Raw genomic sequence first — 13,675 nt, 5'->3', positions numbered from 1 at the left:
CTTCCCATGAATATCAAGACAGCCCTGAGCCGTATCGTCGATCACCTCGACCTCAGCACCGATGAAATGCGCGACGTGATGCGCGAAATCATGACCGGCCAATGCACCGACGCGCAGATCGGCGCGTTCATGATGGCCATGCGTATGAAGAGCGAGAGCATCGACGAAATCGTCGGCGCCGTGTCGGTGATGCGTGAGCTGGCCGATCAGGTAGAACTGAAGACCCTCGACGGCGTGGTCGATGTGGTCGGCACCGGCGGTGACGGCGCGAACATCTTCAACGTATCCACGGCCTCTTCGTTTGTCGTAGCGGCAGCCGGTTGCACCGTGGCCAAGCACGGCAACCGCGCGGTATCGGGCAAGAGCGGCAGCGCCGACTTGCTGGAAGCCGCCGGCATCTATCTGAACCTGACGCCGGTGCAAGTCGCACGTTGCATCGACAACGTCGGCATCGGTTTCATGTTTGCCCAGACTCACCATAAAGCCATGAAGTACGCCGCCGGCCCGCGCCGCGATCTTGGCTTGCGTACGCTGTTCAACATGCTCGGCCCGCTTACGAATCCGGCCGGTGTGAAACATCAGGTGGTGGGCGTGTTCACTCAGGCATTGTGCCGGCCATTGGCCGAAGTCTTGCAGCGCCTGGGCAGCAAGCATGTACTGGTGGTGCATTCGAAGGACGGCCTGGACGAGTTCAGTCTTGCCGCGCCGACTTTTGTTGCCGAGTTGAAGAACAACGAAATCACCGAGTATTGGGTCGAGCCGGAAGATCTCGGCATGAAGAGCCAGAGCCTGCACGGTCTGTCGGTCGAAGGCCCGGAAGCGTCGCTGGCGCTGATCCGCGATGCCCTCGGCAAGCGCAAGACCGAAAACGGCCAGAAAGCCGCCGAAATGATTGTGCTCAATGCCGGTGCGGCGCTGTATGCCGCTGACGTGGCGAGTAGTTTGAAACAGGGTGTGGAGCTTGCGCACGACGCCCTGCACACCGGCCTCGCTCGAGAAAAACTCGAGGAGCTGGGTGCCTTTACCGCGGTATTCAAAGTGGAGAATGAGGGATGAGTGTACCGACGGTTCTGGAAAACATTCTGGCCCGCAAGGTTCAGGAAGTCGCCGAGCGTAGCGCCCGTGTGAGCCTGAGTGAGCTGGAAAGTCTGGCCAAGGCGGCCGATGCACCCCGTGGTTTTGCCCAAGCGTTGCTGGCGCAAGCCAAGAAGAAGCAGCCCGCAGTCATTGCCGAAATCAAAAAGGCCTCGCCGAGCAAAGGTGTGATCCGCGAGAACTTCATTCCGGCCGACATCGCCAAAAGCTACGAGAAGGGCGGGGCGACCTGTCTGTCCGTGCTGACCGACATCGATTACTTCCAGGGCGCCGATGCTTATCTGCAACAGGCCCGGGACGCGTGCAAACTGCCGGTGATTCGCAAGGACTTCATGATCGATCCTTACCAGATCGTCGAAGCCCGCGCGCTGGGTGCTGACTGTGTGCTGCTGATCGTCTCCGCACTGGATGACGTGAAAATGGCCGAGCTGGCCGCTGTCGCCAAAGGCGTCGGTCTCGATGTGTTGGTCGAAGTGCACGACGGCGATGAGCTGGAACGTGCATTGAAAACCCTCGACACGCCGCTGGTCGGGGTCAACAACCGTAACCTGCACACCTTCGACGTCAGCCTGGAAACCACCCTCGACCTGCTGCCGCGCATTCCGCGCGATCGTCTGGTCATCACTGAGAGCGGTATTCTCAATCGTGCCGATGTCGAGTTGATGGAAATCAGCGAAGTGTATTCGTTCCTGGTGGGTGAAGCGTTCATGCGCGCCGAGAATCCTGGCACTGAATTGCAGCGTCTGTTCTTCCCGGAGCGCGGGACTTCCATCAGCGGTTCGACCCTCGACTGATTCGCTCTAGACCGAGTCGAGACCATCGCGAGCAGGCTCACTCCCACAGGGGAAATGCATTCCAATGTGGGAGCGAGCTTGCTCGCGAAGGGGCCATCGAAACCGCTAAAGATTTCCATGTTGCCGGAGCCTGTTATGTCGCTGCCAACCTCCCTGACCATCGAAACCGGCCTGCAAGCCGAACAAGACTTGCTGGCCTCGGTCTGCGCCGGTGATGCAGAATTCGGCCTTCTATTCTGGCAACCCAGCGATCGTGCGTTGGTCATGCCTCGCCGCCTCAATCGCCTCGCCACGTTCGACCACGCCTGCGAAGTCTCAGCCGCCGCTGGCTGGCCCGTCCTGCTACGCGAAACCGGTGGCGAACCCGTCCCGCAATCAGCGGCGACGATCAACATCGCCCTGGTCTATGCACCACCACGCAGCGAAGGCGACCTGAACCGCATCGAAACCGGCTACCACCGTCTCTGCGACCCGATCTGTCAGTTGCTGGAGGAGTTGGGCGGCACGTCATCACTTGGCGAAATCGACGGTGCATTCTGCGACGGCCGTTTCAACGTCAACCTCGACGGTCGCAAAATGGTCGGCACGGCCCAGCGCTGGCGCCAGAGTCAGGGCGGGCAACGTCCGGTGGGCCTGGTGCACGGTGCGATGCTGATGGATAACGAGCGCGACTCGATGGTCGCGGCGGTCAATCGCTTCAATGGAGCGTGCGGCCTGGAGCAGCGGGTGCGGGCGGAGAGCCACATTGGCCTGCATGAAAAGTTCAACGCGCCCGGGGCTTTGGCGCGTCTCGATGAACTGTTTCGTTTGATGCTGGCGCAGATCTACAACGCCTGACTATCGGGCTTAGCGCGTACCGAAGACCACCATGGTCTTGCCTTTCACATCGACCAGGTTACGTTCCTCAAGATCCTTGAGCACGCGACCGACCATCTCCCGCGAACAACCGACAATCCGGCCGATTTCCTGACGGGTCACCTTGATCTGCATGCCATCCGGGTGTGTCATTGCGTCCGGCTGCTTGCACAACTCCAGCAGGCAGCGCGCCACTCGGCCGGTCACGTCGAAGAATGCCAGATCGCCGACCTTGCGCGTGGTGTTGCGCAGACGTTGTGCGATTTGTCCGCTGAGTACGTAAAGAATGTCCGGATCCTGCTGCGACAATTCGCGGAACTTGGCGTAGCTGATTTCCGCTGTTTCGCATTCGACCTTGGCCCGCACCCAGGCGCTGCGTTGCTGTTCCTGTCCCGCTTGCTCGAACAGGCCCAGTTCGCCAAAGAAATCCCCGGCGTTGAGGTAAGCGATGATCATCTCCCGACCGTCGTCATCCTCGATCAGGATCGTCACAGAACCCTTGATGATGAAGTACAGCGTGTCCGAGCGATCGCCCGCACAGATGATGTTGCTCTTGGCCGCATGGCGACGGCGCTGGCAATGCATCAACAGCTTGTCGAGATTCTTGATTTTGGATGTGGGGGTAATAGCAACCATGGTTGTATCCCGAAAAGACTGCACGGTGATGTTTGATTTTTTATGAGGCGCTGAAGGCGGTCGCTACACGGGCTGGCATGGGCGCCAGCGAATTGGCGCCAGCTTAACAGACACTTCGTCGCAAATTCGAGAAATTACCTACAGCGCGGAGGCATCGTGTCCTAGGAACGTTGCTCGCTGTCCGGGCAAAGCCCTGTGCTAAGCTGGCGACCCTTTTTTTTACAGTGGAGTCTGGGCGATGAAGGCACGCATCCAATGGGCTGGCGAAGCCATGTTCCTCGGCGAATCCGGTAGCGGTCATGTCGTGGTGATGGACGGTCCGCCGGACGCCGGTGGTCGTAATCTGGGTGTTCGTCCGATGGAAATGCTTCTGCTGGGTGTCGGCGGTTGCAGCAACTTCGACGTGGTCAGCATCCTGAAGAAATCTCGTCAGGCCGTTGAAAGCTGCGAGGCCTTTCTCGACGCCGAGCGCGCGACCGAAGATCCGAAGGTGTTCACCAAGATCCACATGCATTTCGTGGTCAAGGGCCGTGGCTTGAAAGAAGCTCAGGTCAAGCGCGCCATTGAACTGTCCGCCGAGAAATACTGCTCCGCTTCGATCATGCTTGGCGCGGCAGGCGTGGCGATCACCCACGACTACGAAATCGTCGAACTCGGTTGAACCGACATTCAACTATCATAAACGCAGTGCAGACTCTGACGATCACTCGTTGACGTCTGCATAATGCGCCACTTTTTTCAGGGCAGTGATCGGTCAGCCGACGGATCAGCCGCTTGAACAGATAACCAAAATCGCCATAGCGAAGAGGTGTTAACCGTCCTACGCAGGTGCGTCGTTCGCACTTGACGGGCATGCTTGATCACGCGGCCGGGCCGCATACATAGAGAGTTTTTAACGGTGAAAAGCAAACTCAAGCTCCACGGGTTCAATAACCTGACAAAGACCTTGAGCTTCAATATCTATGACATCTGCTACGCGGAAACCCCGCAAGACCAGCAGGCTTACGTCGAGTACATCAATCAAGAGTACAACGCGAAACGCCTGACGCAGATTCTCACAGAAGTTGTCGAGATCATTGGTGCCAACATCCTGAACATTGCCAGTCAGGACTATGAACCCCAGGGCGCCAGCGTCACGATTCTGATTTCTGAAGAGCCGGTAACCCCGACTGAAAGCCAGATCGAAGAGTCGCCGGGTCCGTTGCCCGAAATTATCCTGGCCCACCTCGACAAGAGTCACATTACGGTGCACACCTACCCGGAAATCCATCCGGATGACGGTATTGCAACTTTCCGTGTGGACATCGATGTGTCGACTTGTGGTGTCATTTCACCGCTCAAAGCGCTCAATTTCCTCATTCACCAGTTCGATTCGGACATCGTGACTGTGGATTACCGTGTGCGCGGCTTCACCCGTGACGTTGAAGGCAACAAGCACTTCATCGACCACGAGATCAATTCGATCCAGAACTACCTCTCCGAAGACACCCGCGACGCGTACCAGATGACTGACGTGAACGTGTACCAGGAAAACCTGTTCCACACCAAAATGCTGCTGAAGAACTTCGAACTGGACAACTACCTGTTCGGCGACGCCACCAGCAATCTGTCCTCCGAGCAGCGCGTTCAGGTGACCGACCGTGTGAAACACGAAATGCTCGAAATCTTCTACGCACGCAACATGCCGACCTAAGATTCCCGGGCACAAAAAAGGCGACTGTTTCAGGACAGTCGCCTTTTTTATTGCTGGAACAAAGCACCCTGTGGGGGCGAGCCTGCTCGCGATAAGGCCTTCGGCACCTACACAGATCTCAGATCCGATAAGTGCTCTTGGTCATCACCTTGGCCAGAATACTCATCCCGAACTTCACCGGCGCCGGAAACCGAAAACCCCCAGCCTCCAGCGCACTTTCCGCATGATGTTCTTCATCTATGCGCATCTGCTCCAGAATCGCCCGGGACTTTTCGTCCTCGGCCGGCAATTGCTCCAGGTGTTCATTCAAGTGCTTGCACACCTGATGCTCGGTCGCCGCGACGAATCCAAGGCTGACCTTGTCGCTGATCAACCCGGCCACTGCGCCGATCCCGAACGACATCCCGTAAAACAGTGGATTCAAAACGCTGGTATGGCTGCCCAACTGATGAATACGCTGTTCGCACCAGACCAGATGATCAATCTCTTCTTCGGCGGCGTGCTCCATGGCCTCGCGCACCTGAGGCAGCTTGGCGGTCAACGCCTGCCCCTGATACAGCGCTTGGGCGCAGACTTCACCGGTATGGTTGATACGCATCAGGCCGGCGACGTGGCGGGTGTCTTCGTCGCTCATCTGCGTGTCCGGCTGCAAAATCGCCGGCGACGGACGGTACGGCTGGCCACTGAAGGGCAGCAGAGTACGCATTGCAGCATCGGCTTGCAGCAGAAGACGGTCAATCGGCGAGTAGTGACGTTGGGTAGTCATGCTGACCTCCGGGAAGAATCTCGGCGGCCAGTTTAACCGAATCGGCCGGGGAAGGTTTGCGTTGGGTCATTTGCTGCGCGGTCATGCTTTTTTGTGGGAGTGAGCTTGCTCGCGAAAGCGGAGTGTCAGGCAATGGAGGTTTTGAATCTGCCGACGCCTTCGCGAGCAAGCTCGCTCCCACAGTTTTTGTCGTGAATCAGCCCGGTGGCCAGTTCATCTGACGCTGACCGAGTACGTGCATATGAATGTGATAGACGGTCTGCCCACCTTTTTCATTGCAGTTCATCACCACGCGGAAACCTTCTTCGCAACCCAGTTCCAGTGCCAGACGCTGCGCAGTGAACAGGATGTGCCCGGCCAGTGCCTTGTCATCTTCGGTCAGGTCATTGAGGGTGCGCACCGGTTTTTTCGGGATCACCAGGAAATGCACCGGTGCCTGAGGGGCGATGTCATGGAAGGCCAGAACCTGGTCGTCTTCGTAAATGATCTTGGCCGGGATTTCCCGGTTGATGATCTTGGTGAACAGAGTATCCACTGCTGTTTTCTCCGCTGTTTGGGCTGAATCGAGTGTACCGCGTTGAATCCGGTTTCTTCAGCGCGGGCAGTAAGCTTTATTGACCATACCGACGATGGTGCGATTGAGCCAGCGCGAGCCCAGTCGCGGCAAGAACGCGAACCAGCGGTTGCGTCGTCCGGGAATGATGATTGCGCGGTTCTTGTCGAGGGCGCGTACGGTGTACAGCGCAACTTCCTCTGGGCTCATCATTAACTTGCCGTCTTTGAGTTTGTCGCTGTTCAACTGCGCCGTGCGGAAAAATGCCGTGCGTGTCGGGCCGGGGCAGAGTACCGAGACCTTCACCGCACTTTGTTTCAGTTCAACCCGCAAGGCTTCGGAGAAGTGCAGCACATACGCCTTGCTGGCGTAGTAAGTGCTCATCCATGGGCCGGGATTGAAGGCGGCCACCGAGGCGACATTGAGAATCTGCCCGCCACCCTGCAGCGCCATGCTGTTGCCGATGGCGTGGCAGAGACGGGTGAGGGCGAGGATGTTCACTTCGATCATATCCTGCTCGGTCATCCAGTCCTGTGCGAGAAACGGGCCGCAGGTGCCGATGCCGGCGCAATTGACCAGCAAGTCGATCTGTCGGTCACCTTCTTCCAGTTCCAGCAGGAAGCCGGACAGACGCAATGGCTCGCCCAGATCGCAGGCGCGGAACAGTACCTCGACGCCAAAACGCTGGGTCAATTCGATCGCAATGCTTTCGAGCTGATCACGCTGTCGGGCCACCAGAATCAGGCTGCGGCCACGCCGGGCCAGAGCTTCGGCCATGGCCAGGCCGATGCCGCTGGAGGCGCCGGTGATCAGTGCGTAACGGGTCATGCAATTCTCCATCGCAACAGCTCCGCGCCGGCGACGCGGGTGTCACGGCGGGGAGCGCTGTTCATTCTTTCGCAGAGTCTACAGGGGCCTGCGCCGCTTCGGCTGCCTCGTCGGCGGAATCCGCAGGCGTTTCGACCTCTACTTCGACTTCGTCAGTGGTCACCGAGCCACTTTCGTAGCTGCTTTCCAGATTGCTTTCATATTCCTGCTGGATGGCTGAGATGCCGCCGAGCATTCCACCGACAAAAATCAGTGCGAAGAACACGATCCACAGGGAGCACAGCACTTTCACGGCGGTGCTGTTTGGCGGCGGGGGAGGGCCGTAGCGATTGGCGCCGGTGTTGCCCGGTACGACCATGATCACCAGCGGGAAGAAGCTGCCCACGAACGGTACCAGGTTCAGCAGCCAGAGCCAGCCGGACCAGCCAATGTCGTGCAGACGCTGGACGCTGAACAGAATGCTGACAATCAGGAAGGCGATAAACAGGAAGAACGCGAAAATTCCGCCGATGATCAGGCCGGTGGTGGAGTCGCCGCTGACCAGACCCAGAGCCAGCAGGGCGAACACGCCGACAATGGGCAGGGTCACCAGACTCAGGACCATCGTCCATGCCAGAAAACGCAGGCGGCCGATTCGCCCTTCGACGCTGAACGGCTTGAGCGTGGCGAACGCCGGAAGATTTTCCCCCACATTGGCGCGAGGCGGTGCATACGGGGAGTCCGGTTCTGCCACCACAGTGGAGTGTTCCTGGACGTCCGATAGATTCAGTTCGATTGCCGTCTCTGCTTCAATGCGTGCATCAATCCCGGTTTTGCTCAGAGCTTGTAGATAAGCCTGTGCATCGTTGTGGGACAGGTCGCGTTTGAGTGCTACGGCGCGGCCATTGAACAGGCGTTCGATGGCGGCCACTTCACTTTTGAAAAGATCAGCCAGATTGAGCTTGGCGGTAGTGATATCGACACCGGGCTGCAAAGCACCGTCGAATACGATCTTGTAACGGGGTTCGCTCATGGCCGAGGCATCCTTGTCGCGAATGGTTTGAAAGGTCGTCAGTGTAAGGCCAGTCTTGAGTCGACTGGCCCGGTTTTATTCGCGCGGCCAGCGTTTTGGCAATTGTGCTGCGTGTTCCTGGGCTTTCCGGTATTCAGCGTCCAGCCGTGCGATCAATTGATCTACGCTCGGCAGGTCATCGATCTGTCCGACGCCTTGTCCGGCCGACCACACCGTCTTCCAGGCTTTGGCTTCATCATTGATTGGCTTGAGCTTGTCACCGAAATTCACTTCGCCTTTGCCTTGCAGAGCGGCCATGTCGAACCCGGCCGCTTCCAGGCTCTGTCGCATAAAGCTCGCCGGCACTCCCGAGACCGCTGGAGTATGGATGATGTCGGACGCCTTGGCTGTCAGCAGCATCTCCTTGTAGGCGTCGGGCGCATGACTTTCCGTGGTGCCGATAAATCGCGTACCGAAGTAGGCCAGATCCGCGCCGAGCAGCTGTGCGGCGAGAATCTCATGCCCGTGGTTAAGACATCCTGCAAGCAGCAGGGTTTTATCGAAGAACTGACGGATCTCGGCAATCAGCGCAAACGGACTCCAGGTCCCGGCATGCCCCCCGGCGCCGGCCGCCACGGCGATCAAACCGTCGACACCCGCCTCGGCCGCTTTCTCGGCATGTCGGCGAGTGGTGACGTCATGGAAGACCAGGCCGCCATAACTGTGTACCGCGTCGACCAACTCCTTCACCGCGCCGAGGCTGGTGATGACGATCGGCACATTGTGTTCGACGCAGATGTTCAGGTCTGCCTGCAAGCGCGGGTTGCTGTTGTGCACGATCAGGTTCACCGCGTACGGCGCCGGGTTGTCCAGTGTCGCCAGGCCCGCTTCGATCTGTTCCAGCCAGGCTTTGAATCCGCTGCTTTCGCGTTGGTTCAGCGCAGGAAAACTGCCGACCACGCCATTACGGCAGCAGGCGAGCACCAGCTCAGGGTTGGAAATCAGAAACATCGGCGCCGCCACTACAGGCAGACGCAGACGTTGTTCGAGCAAAGCGGGCAGCGACATTATGAACACCCCAAGGATCTGTACTTGTTGAAGTTAGAACGGCTTGACCACGACCAGAATTACGATAGCCAGCAATATCAGAACCGGCACTTCATTGAACCAGCGATAAAAGACATGGCTGCGGGTGTTTTCGCCACGGGCAAAACGTTTTACCTGCGCGCCGCACATGTGGTGGTAGCCGATCAGCAAGACGACCAGGGTCAGTTTGGCGTGAATCCAGCCGCCCATGCTGAAGATGCTCGGGTTGAGGTAAATCAGCCAGCCGCCGAAGATCAGCGTCGCAATCATCGCCGGACCCATGATGCCGCGATACAGCTTGCGCTCCATGACACTGAAGCGCTCTTTGCTGATCGTGTCTTCGCTTTGCGCGTGATACACGAACAGACGCGGCAAGTAGAACAGCCCGGCAAACCAGCAAACGATGCTGACAATGTGAAAAGCTTTGATCCATAGATAGAGCATTTTTAGTTATTCCAGGTTCACGGTAAGCCGGATAGTAGAGGCTTGAGCGTCCGCACGTCACCTTGACGGTTGTCGCAGGGCCGCGCGGCCCCTATTATCGACGGCTTTCCAGTGGGTTCTTTGAGGGCAGGTTATGGTCAAGGTCGGTATCGTCGGCGGCACGGGTTACACCGGTGTCGAACTGCTGCGTCTGTTGGCGCAGCATCCGCAGGCAGAAGTGGTAGTGATCACTTCCCGATCCGAGGCCGGTCTGGCCGTGGCTGACATGTACCCGAACCTGCGCGGACACTACGACGGCCTGGCCTTCAGCGTCCCAGACATCAAGACCCTCGGCGCTTGCGACGTAGTGTTCTTCGCTACACCGCACGGTGTGGCTCACGCATTGGCCGGTGAATTGCTCGCGGCGGGCACCAAGGTGATCGACCTGTCGGCCGACTTCCGTCTACAAGACGCTGAAGAGTGGGCCAAGTGGTACGGTCAGCCGCACGGCGCACCGGAGTTGCTGGACGAAGCGGTTTACGGTCTGCCGGAAGTCAATCGCGAGCAAATCAAGAAGGCTCGCCTGATCGCGGTACCGGGTTGCTACCCAACCGCTACGCAGCTGGGTTTCCTGCCATTGCTCGAGGCTGGTCTGGCGGATACTTCGCGCTTGATCGCCGACTGCAAATCCGGCGTCAGCGGTGCCGGTCGCGGTGCGGCTGTCGGCTCGCTGTACTCCGAAACGTCAGAAAGCATGAAGGCCTATGCGGTGAAAGGTCACCGTCACCTGCCGGAAATTCGCCAGGGCCTGCGTCGCGCAGCGGGCAAGGATGTCGGTCTGACATTCGTTCCGCACCTGACTCCGATGATCCGTGGCATTCACTCGACGCTCTACGCGACCGTGGTTGATCGCTCAGTGGATCTGCAGGCGCTGTTTGAAAAGCGCTATGCCAACGAACCGTTCGTCGATGTAATGCCGGCCGGCAGCCATCCGGAAACCCGTAGCGTGCGCGGTGCCAACGTGTGCCGTATCGCCGTTCATCGTCCGCAGGATGGCGATCTGGTGGTGGTGCTGTCGGTGATCGACAACCTGGTCAAAGGTGCGTCGGGTCAAGCGGTGCAGAACATGAACATCCTGTTCGGGCTGGACGAGCGTTTCGGTCTGTCCCACGCCGGTATGCTGCCGTAACACTTTAAGCAGCACAGCGAAAAGGCCCGTTCAGCGGGCCTTTTTGCATTCTGAACAGCTCGTCGGGTTTATTGATATACCGTAACAATAGTTGACCGATTTTCTCGGACAAGCGGATAATGCGCGTCATCACGCATTATGGCGGCGTAACGCCGGGAGATAGTCAGCATGAGCGTCGAATCCTTCACCCCCACGGCTTTGCAATTCACCCACGGTGCCGCGCACAAGGTGAAGAGCCTGGTCGATGAAGAGGGGAATGATCGCTTGAAGCTGCGCGTATTCGTTACGGGCGGCGGTTGTTCAGGGTTTCAATACGGTTTCACCTTCGATGAAGATGTGGCCGAGGACGACACCATCGTCGAGCGCGAAGGCGTGAGTCTGGTGGTGGATCCGATGAGCTTCCAGTATCTGGCCGGTGCTGAAGTGGACTACCAGGAAGGTCTGGAAGGTTCGCGTTTCGTGATCAAGAACCCGAACGCCACCACGACGTGTGGTTGCGGGTCTTCGTTCTCGATCTGATCGCTCCTCGCTCCAGATAACAAAACGCCGCAGAGCCTCACGGTTCTGCGGCGTTTTGCTGTGCTTAATCTTTAAGCAGGGTAGATAGCGCCAAGTATCCGCAGCCCGCGTGCGCCGGTGACGCTTGGGCGGTTGGCGGCGATGCCTTCTAGGCAGCAATGGGCCAGCCAGGCGAAGGCCATGGCTTCGACCCAGTCCGGGTCAACGCCGTGAGTGGCAGTGCTGGCGACTTTGGTGGTCGGCAGCAGCTCGGCCAGACGCTTCATCAGCGTGGCGTTGTGCGCGCCGCCGCCGCAGACCAACAGTTCCTGAGTATCGGTTTGAGCGTTTTGCAAAGATTCAATGATCGTCAACGCGGTCAGCTCAAGCAGCGTCGCTTGCACGTTCTCGGCAGCAAAGGTTGGCAGGTGCGAGAGATGTTGTTCCAGCCAGGGCAGGTTGAACACTTCTCGGCCGGTACTTTTCGGCCCCTTGGTGACGAAGAACGGATCGCTGAGGAGTGCGTTTAGCAGTGTCGGCTCGACTGAACCTGTTTTAGCCCAGTCGCCATTGCGATCATAGTTTTCGCCGCGCTGCTGGTGAATCCAGGCGTCCATCAGCACATTCCCGGGGCCGCAGTCGAAACCGGCTACAGGTTTGGTCGGCTCAATCAGACTCAGATTGCTGAAGCCGCCGACATTCAAGACGGCCTGGTTACCGGTACGCTCTTCAAATAACGCTTCATGAAATGCAGGTACCAGCGGAGCGCCTTGGCCTCCGGCCGCCACATCGCGACTGCGGAAATCGCTGACTACGGTGATACCGGTCAGTTCGGTCAGCAGAGCGGGGTTGCCGATCTGCACGGTGAAACCGCGTGCAGGCTCATGGCGAATGGTCTGGCCGTGGCTGCCTATCGCCCGAATGTCTTGCGGTTTGAGTCGCTGCTGATCGAGGAGGGTATGAATGCCCTGCGCCGCGAGTGTCACCCAGTTCTGCTGGGCAATCGCCGAGCGGGCGATTTCGTCAGGACCGCTGGCGCACAAGCCAAGCAGCTCGGCGCGCAGGGATTCAGGCATGGGGATGTAGTGGGTGGCGACCAGTTTGATCGCCGAAGTCTGTTCGATCAGGGCAATGTCCAGACCGTCGAGGCTGGTTCCGGACATCACGCCGATATACAGGGCCATGACTTAGCGCTTGCTCGAAGCCAGCATGGTGGCTTTCTCTTGATCCATGCGCGCCATCAGCGGCTGGCTCTGTGCAAGGAAGCGAGCGCGTTCGGCTTTGGCAATTGGATCAGCCATTGGCAGCTTCTGTCCCAGCGGATCGACGTGAACGCCGTTGACCTGGAACTCATAGTGCAAGTGCGGGCCGGTCGAGAGGCCGGTGGTGCCGATGTAGCCGATGACTTGGCCTTGCTTAACGGAACCGCCAGTCTTCACGCCTTTGGCGAAGCCTTGCATGTGGCCGTACAGCGTGCGGTAAGTGTTGCCGTGCTGGATGATCACCGTGTTGCCGTAGCCACCACGACGTCCGGCCAGCAACACTTTACCGTCACCGGCAGCCTTGATTGGCGTGCCGCGCGGCGCAGCGTAATCAACACCTTTGTGGGCGCGAATCTTGTTGAGGATCGGGTGCTTGCGGCCCATTGAGAACTTCGAACTGATGCGGGCGAAATCCACCGGAGTACGGATGAACGCCTTGCGCATGCTGTTGCCGTCAGCGGTGTAGTAGCTGCTGTTGCCTTGCTTGTTGGTGTAACGCACGGCGGTGTAGGTCTTGCCGCGGTTAGTAAAGCGAGCGGACAGGATAGGTCCGGTGCCGACGGCTTTGCCGTTGACCACTTTCTGCTCGTAGATCACATCGAATTCGTCACCCTGGCGGATGTCTTGAGCGAAATCGACGTCGTAGCCAAAGACGCTGGCCATATCCATGGTCAGACTATGGGAGAGACCGGCACGGGCTGCTGATTGTGAGAGCGAGCTATTGATTACGCCATGGACGTAAGCAGTTCGAACGGTTGGTTTTGCGGTAACCCGGTTGAAGGCATAACCCTTGTCATTCTTGGTCAGGGTAATGGTTTCGACGTCACTGACCTTGCTGTGCAAACTGGTCAGTTGGCCGTCAGGGGTCAATTCGAATTCGAGCTTCTGGCCATGCTTGAGTTGGCTGAACTGTTTGGCTTGTTTGTCGCTGGCCAGGACTTCGTGAACGGAGGCGGCAGGCAGGCCGACCTTTTCGAACAGGGTCGACAGGGTATCGCCCTTGGCA

16 protein-coding genes (1 of these 16 cut by a window edge) are annotated in these 13,675 nt (G+C 58.4%); 7 read left to right on the top strand and 9 right to left on the bottom strand.

What is annotated here, in order from left to right:
• The first annotated feature begins 6 nt into the window (after nt 1-6).
• The 3 genes from trpD to AB4N74_RS20900 all read left to right on the top strand — a co-directional run bounded on the left by trpD (nt 7) and on the right by AB4N74_RS20900 (nt 2,726).
• Nucleotides 7-1,056, top strand: a complete 1,050-nt coding sequence (gene trpD, locus AB4N74_RS20910) for an anthranilate phosphoribosyltransferase (RefSeq protein WP_095050325.1) — start codon at nt 7-9, stop codon at nt 1,054-1,056.
• Entirely contained in the window at nt 1,053-1,889 is an 837-nt protein-coding gene (gene trpC, locus AB4N74_RS20905) for an indole-3-glycerol phosphate synthase TrpC (RefSeq protein ID WP_460097090.1), read from the top strand. The genes trpD and trpC overlap by 4 nt, the downstream gene beginning before the upstream one ends.
• A 135-nt stretch (nt 1,890-2,024) precedes the next feature.
• The gene (locus AB4N74_RS20900) at nt 2,025-2,726 is read left to right on the top strand and encodes a lipoate--protein ligase family protein (RefSeq protein ID WP_460097089.1); all 702 of its coding nucleotides are present in this window, start codon (nt 2,025-2,027) and stop codon (nt 2,724-2,726) included.
• Between the two features lie 9 nt (nt 2,727-2,735).
• On the opposite strand, the gene crp is transcribed toward AB4N74_RS20900, so the two are convergent.
• Entirely contained in the window at nt 2,736-3,380 is a 645-nt protein-coding gene (gene crp / locus AB4N74_RS20895; RefSeq protein ID WP_093441863.1) for a cAMP-activated global transcriptional regulator CRP, read from the bottom strand.
• A 238-nt stretch (nt 3,381-3,618) separates the two neighbouring features.
• Here crp and AB4N74_RS20890 point away from each other — a divergent pair, with 238 nt between their 5' ends.
• Both AB4N74_RS20890 and speD read left to right on the top strand, forming a co-directional pair.
• The gene (locus AB4N74_RS20890; protein WP_016772921.1) at nt 3,619-4,041 is read left to right on the top strand and encodes an OsmC family protein; all 423 of its coding nucleotides are present in this window, start codon (nt 3,619-3,621) and stop codon (nt 4,039-4,041) included.
• 237 nt (nt 4,042-4,278) lie between these two features.
• Nucleotides 4,279-5,073 (top strand): adenosylmethionine decarboxylase, encoded by a 795-nt coding sequence (gene speD / locus AB4N74_RS20885; protein WP_194935305.1) that lies wholly within the window; start codon nt 4,279-4,281, stop codon nt 5,071-5,073.
• 118 nt (nt 5,074-5,191) lie between these two features.
• Here speD and coq7 read toward each other — a convergent pair whose 3' ends face one another.
• From coq7 to hemJ, 6 genes are all read right to left on the bottom strand, one after another.
• Nucleotides 5,192-5,839 carry a 2-polyprenyl-3-methyl-6-methoxy-1,4-benzoquinone monooxygenase gene (gene coq7 / locus AB4N74_RS20880; protein WP_008077993.1) on the bottom strand — a complete coding sequence of 216 codons (648 nt, stop codon included), beginning with the start codon at nt 5,837-5,839 and terminating at the stop codon, nt 5,192-5,194.
• Between the two features lie 196 nt (nt 5,840-6,035).
• The gene (locus tag AB4N74_RS20875) at nt 6,036-6,374 is read right to left on the bottom strand and encodes a histidine triad nucleotide-binding protein (protein WP_003228789.1); all 339 of its coding nucleotides are present in this window, start codon (nt 6,372-6,374) and stop codon (nt 6,036-6,038) included.
• A gap of 57 nt (nt 6,375-6,431) precedes the next feature.
• Nucleotides 6,432-7,220 carry an SDR family NAD(P)-dependent oxidoreductase gene (locus tag AB4N74_RS20870; protein ID WP_460097085.1) on the bottom strand — a complete coding sequence of 263 codons (789 nt, stop codon included), beginning with the start codon at nt 7,218-7,220 and terminating at the stop codon, nt 6,432-6,434.
• Between the two features lie 61 nt (nt 7,221-7,281).
• Nucleotides 7,282-8,232 (bottom strand): DUF805 domain-containing protein, encoded by a 951-nt coding sequence (locus tag AB4N74_RS20865; RefSeq protein ID WP_093441849.1) that lies wholly within the window; start codon nt 8,230-8,232, stop codon nt 7,282-7,284.
• A 75-nt stretch (nt 8,233-8,307) separates the two neighbouring features.
• Nucleotides 8,308-9,279 (bottom strand): NAD(P)H-dependent flavin oxidoreductase, encoded by a 972-nt coding sequence (locus tag AB4N74_RS20860; RefSeq protein WP_460097083.1) that lies wholly within the window; start codon nt 9,277-9,279, stop codon nt 8,308-8,310.
• A gap of 33 nt (nt 9,280-9,312) precedes the next feature.
• Nucleotides 9,313-9,741 (bottom strand): protoporphyrinogen oxidase HemJ, encoded by a 429-nt coding sequence (hemJ, locus tag AB4N74_RS20855; protein WP_034155111.1) that lies wholly within the window; start codon nt 9,739-9,741, stop codon nt 9,313-9,315.
• Nucleotides 9,742-9,874: 133 nt separating this feature from the next.
• On the opposite strand from hemJ, the gene argC reads away from it, so the two are divergent.
• Complete coding sequence (gene argC, locus AB4N74_RS20850) at nt 9,875-10,909, top strand: N-acetyl-gamma-glutamyl-phosphate reductase (RefSeq protein WP_034155112.1); 1,035 nt, start codon at nt 9,875-9,877, stop codon at nt 10,907-10,909.
• A gap of 168 nt (nt 10,910-11,077) precedes the next feature.
• Nucleotides 11,078-11,428: an iron-sulfur cluster insertion protein ErpA gene (gene erpA / locus AB4N74_RS20845; protein ID WP_008077999.1), complete on the top strand. Its 351-nt coding sequence runs from the start codon at nt 11,078-11,080 to the stop codon at nt 11,426-11,428.
• Between the two features lie 71 nt (nt 11,429-11,499).
• Here erpA and AB4N74_RS20840 read toward each other — a convergent pair whose 3' ends face one another.
• Both AB4N74_RS20840 and AB4N74_RS20835 read right to left on the bottom strand, forming a co-directional pair.
• Nucleotides 11,500-12,591 carry an anhydro-N-acetylmuramic acid kinase gene (locus AB4N74_RS20840; RefSeq protein ID WP_093441839.1) on the bottom strand — a complete coding sequence of 364 codons (1,092 nt, stop codon included), beginning with the start codon at nt 12,589-12,591 and terminating at the stop codon, nt 11,500-11,502.
• Between the two features lie 3 nt (nt 12,592-12,594).
• Nucleotides 12,595-13,675, bottom strand: the 3' portion of a protein-coding gene (locus AB4N74_RS20835; protein ID WP_460097080.1) for a peptidoglycan DD-metalloendopeptidase family protein. 344 nt of this gene lie beyond the right edge of the window; the window shows 1,081 of its 1,425 coding nt (coding positions 345-1,425); its start codon lies beyond the right edge, outside the window; the stop codon is at nt 12,595-12,597.

The sequence above is a fragment of the Pseudomonas sp. H3_C08 genome, assembly GCF_054669455.1.
This window is presented reverse-complemented; position numbering and strand designations above follow the sequence as displayed.

Bases quoted from the DNA above. Each gene is read 5' to 3' on its own strand.
- AB4N74_RS20900 (WP_460097089.1), top strand. From the start codon at position 2,025: ATGTCGCTGCCAACCTCCCTGACCATCGAAACCGGCCTGCAAGCCGAA.
- trpC (WP_460097090.1), top strand. From the start codon at position 1,053: ATGAGTGTACCGACGGTTCTGGAAAACATTCTGGCCCGCAAGGTTCAG.
- crp (WP_093441863.1), bottom strand. From the start codon at position 3,380: ATGGTTGCTATTACCCCCACATCCAAAATCAAGAATCTCGACAAGCTG.
- AB4N74_RS20865 (WP_093441849.1), bottom strand. From the start codon at position 8,232: ATGAGCGAACCCCGTTACAAGATCGTATTCGACGGTGCTTTGCAGCCC.
- erpA (WP_008077999.1), top strand. From the start codon at position 11,078: ATGAGCGTCGAATCCTTCACCCCCACGGCTTTGCAATTCACCCACGGT.
- coq7 (WP_008077993.1), bottom strand. From the start codon at position 5,839: ATGACTACCCAACGTCACTACTCGCCGATTGACCGTCTTCTGCTGCAA.
- argC (WP_034155112.1), top strand. From the start codon at position 9,875: ATGGTCAAGGTCGGTATCGTCGGCGGCACGGGTTACACCGGTGTCGAA.
- hemJ (WP_034155111.1), bottom strand. From the start codon at position 9,741: ATGCTCTATCTATGGATCAAAGCTTTTCACATTGTCAGCATCGTTTGC.
- AB4N74_RS20840 (WP_093441839.1), bottom strand. From the start codon at position 12,591: ATGGCCCTGTATATCGGCGTGATGTCCGGAACCAGCCTCGACGGTCTG.
- AB4N74_RS20860 (WP_460097083.1), bottom strand. From the start codon at position 9,279: ATGTCGCTGCCCGCTTTGCTCGAACAACGTCTGCGTCTGCCTGTAGTG.
- AB4N74_RS20870 (WP_460097085.1), bottom strand. From the start codon at position 7,220: ATGACCCGTTACGCACTGATCACCGGCGCCTCCAGCGGCATCGGCCTG.
- AB4N74_RS20890 (WP_016772921.1), top strand. From the start codon at position 3,619: ATGAAGGCACGCATCCAATGGGCTGGCGAAGCCATGTTCCTCGGCGAA.
- trpD (WP_095050325.1), top strand. From the start codon at position 7: ATGAATATCAAGACAGCCCTGAGCCGTATCGTCGATCACCTCGACCTC.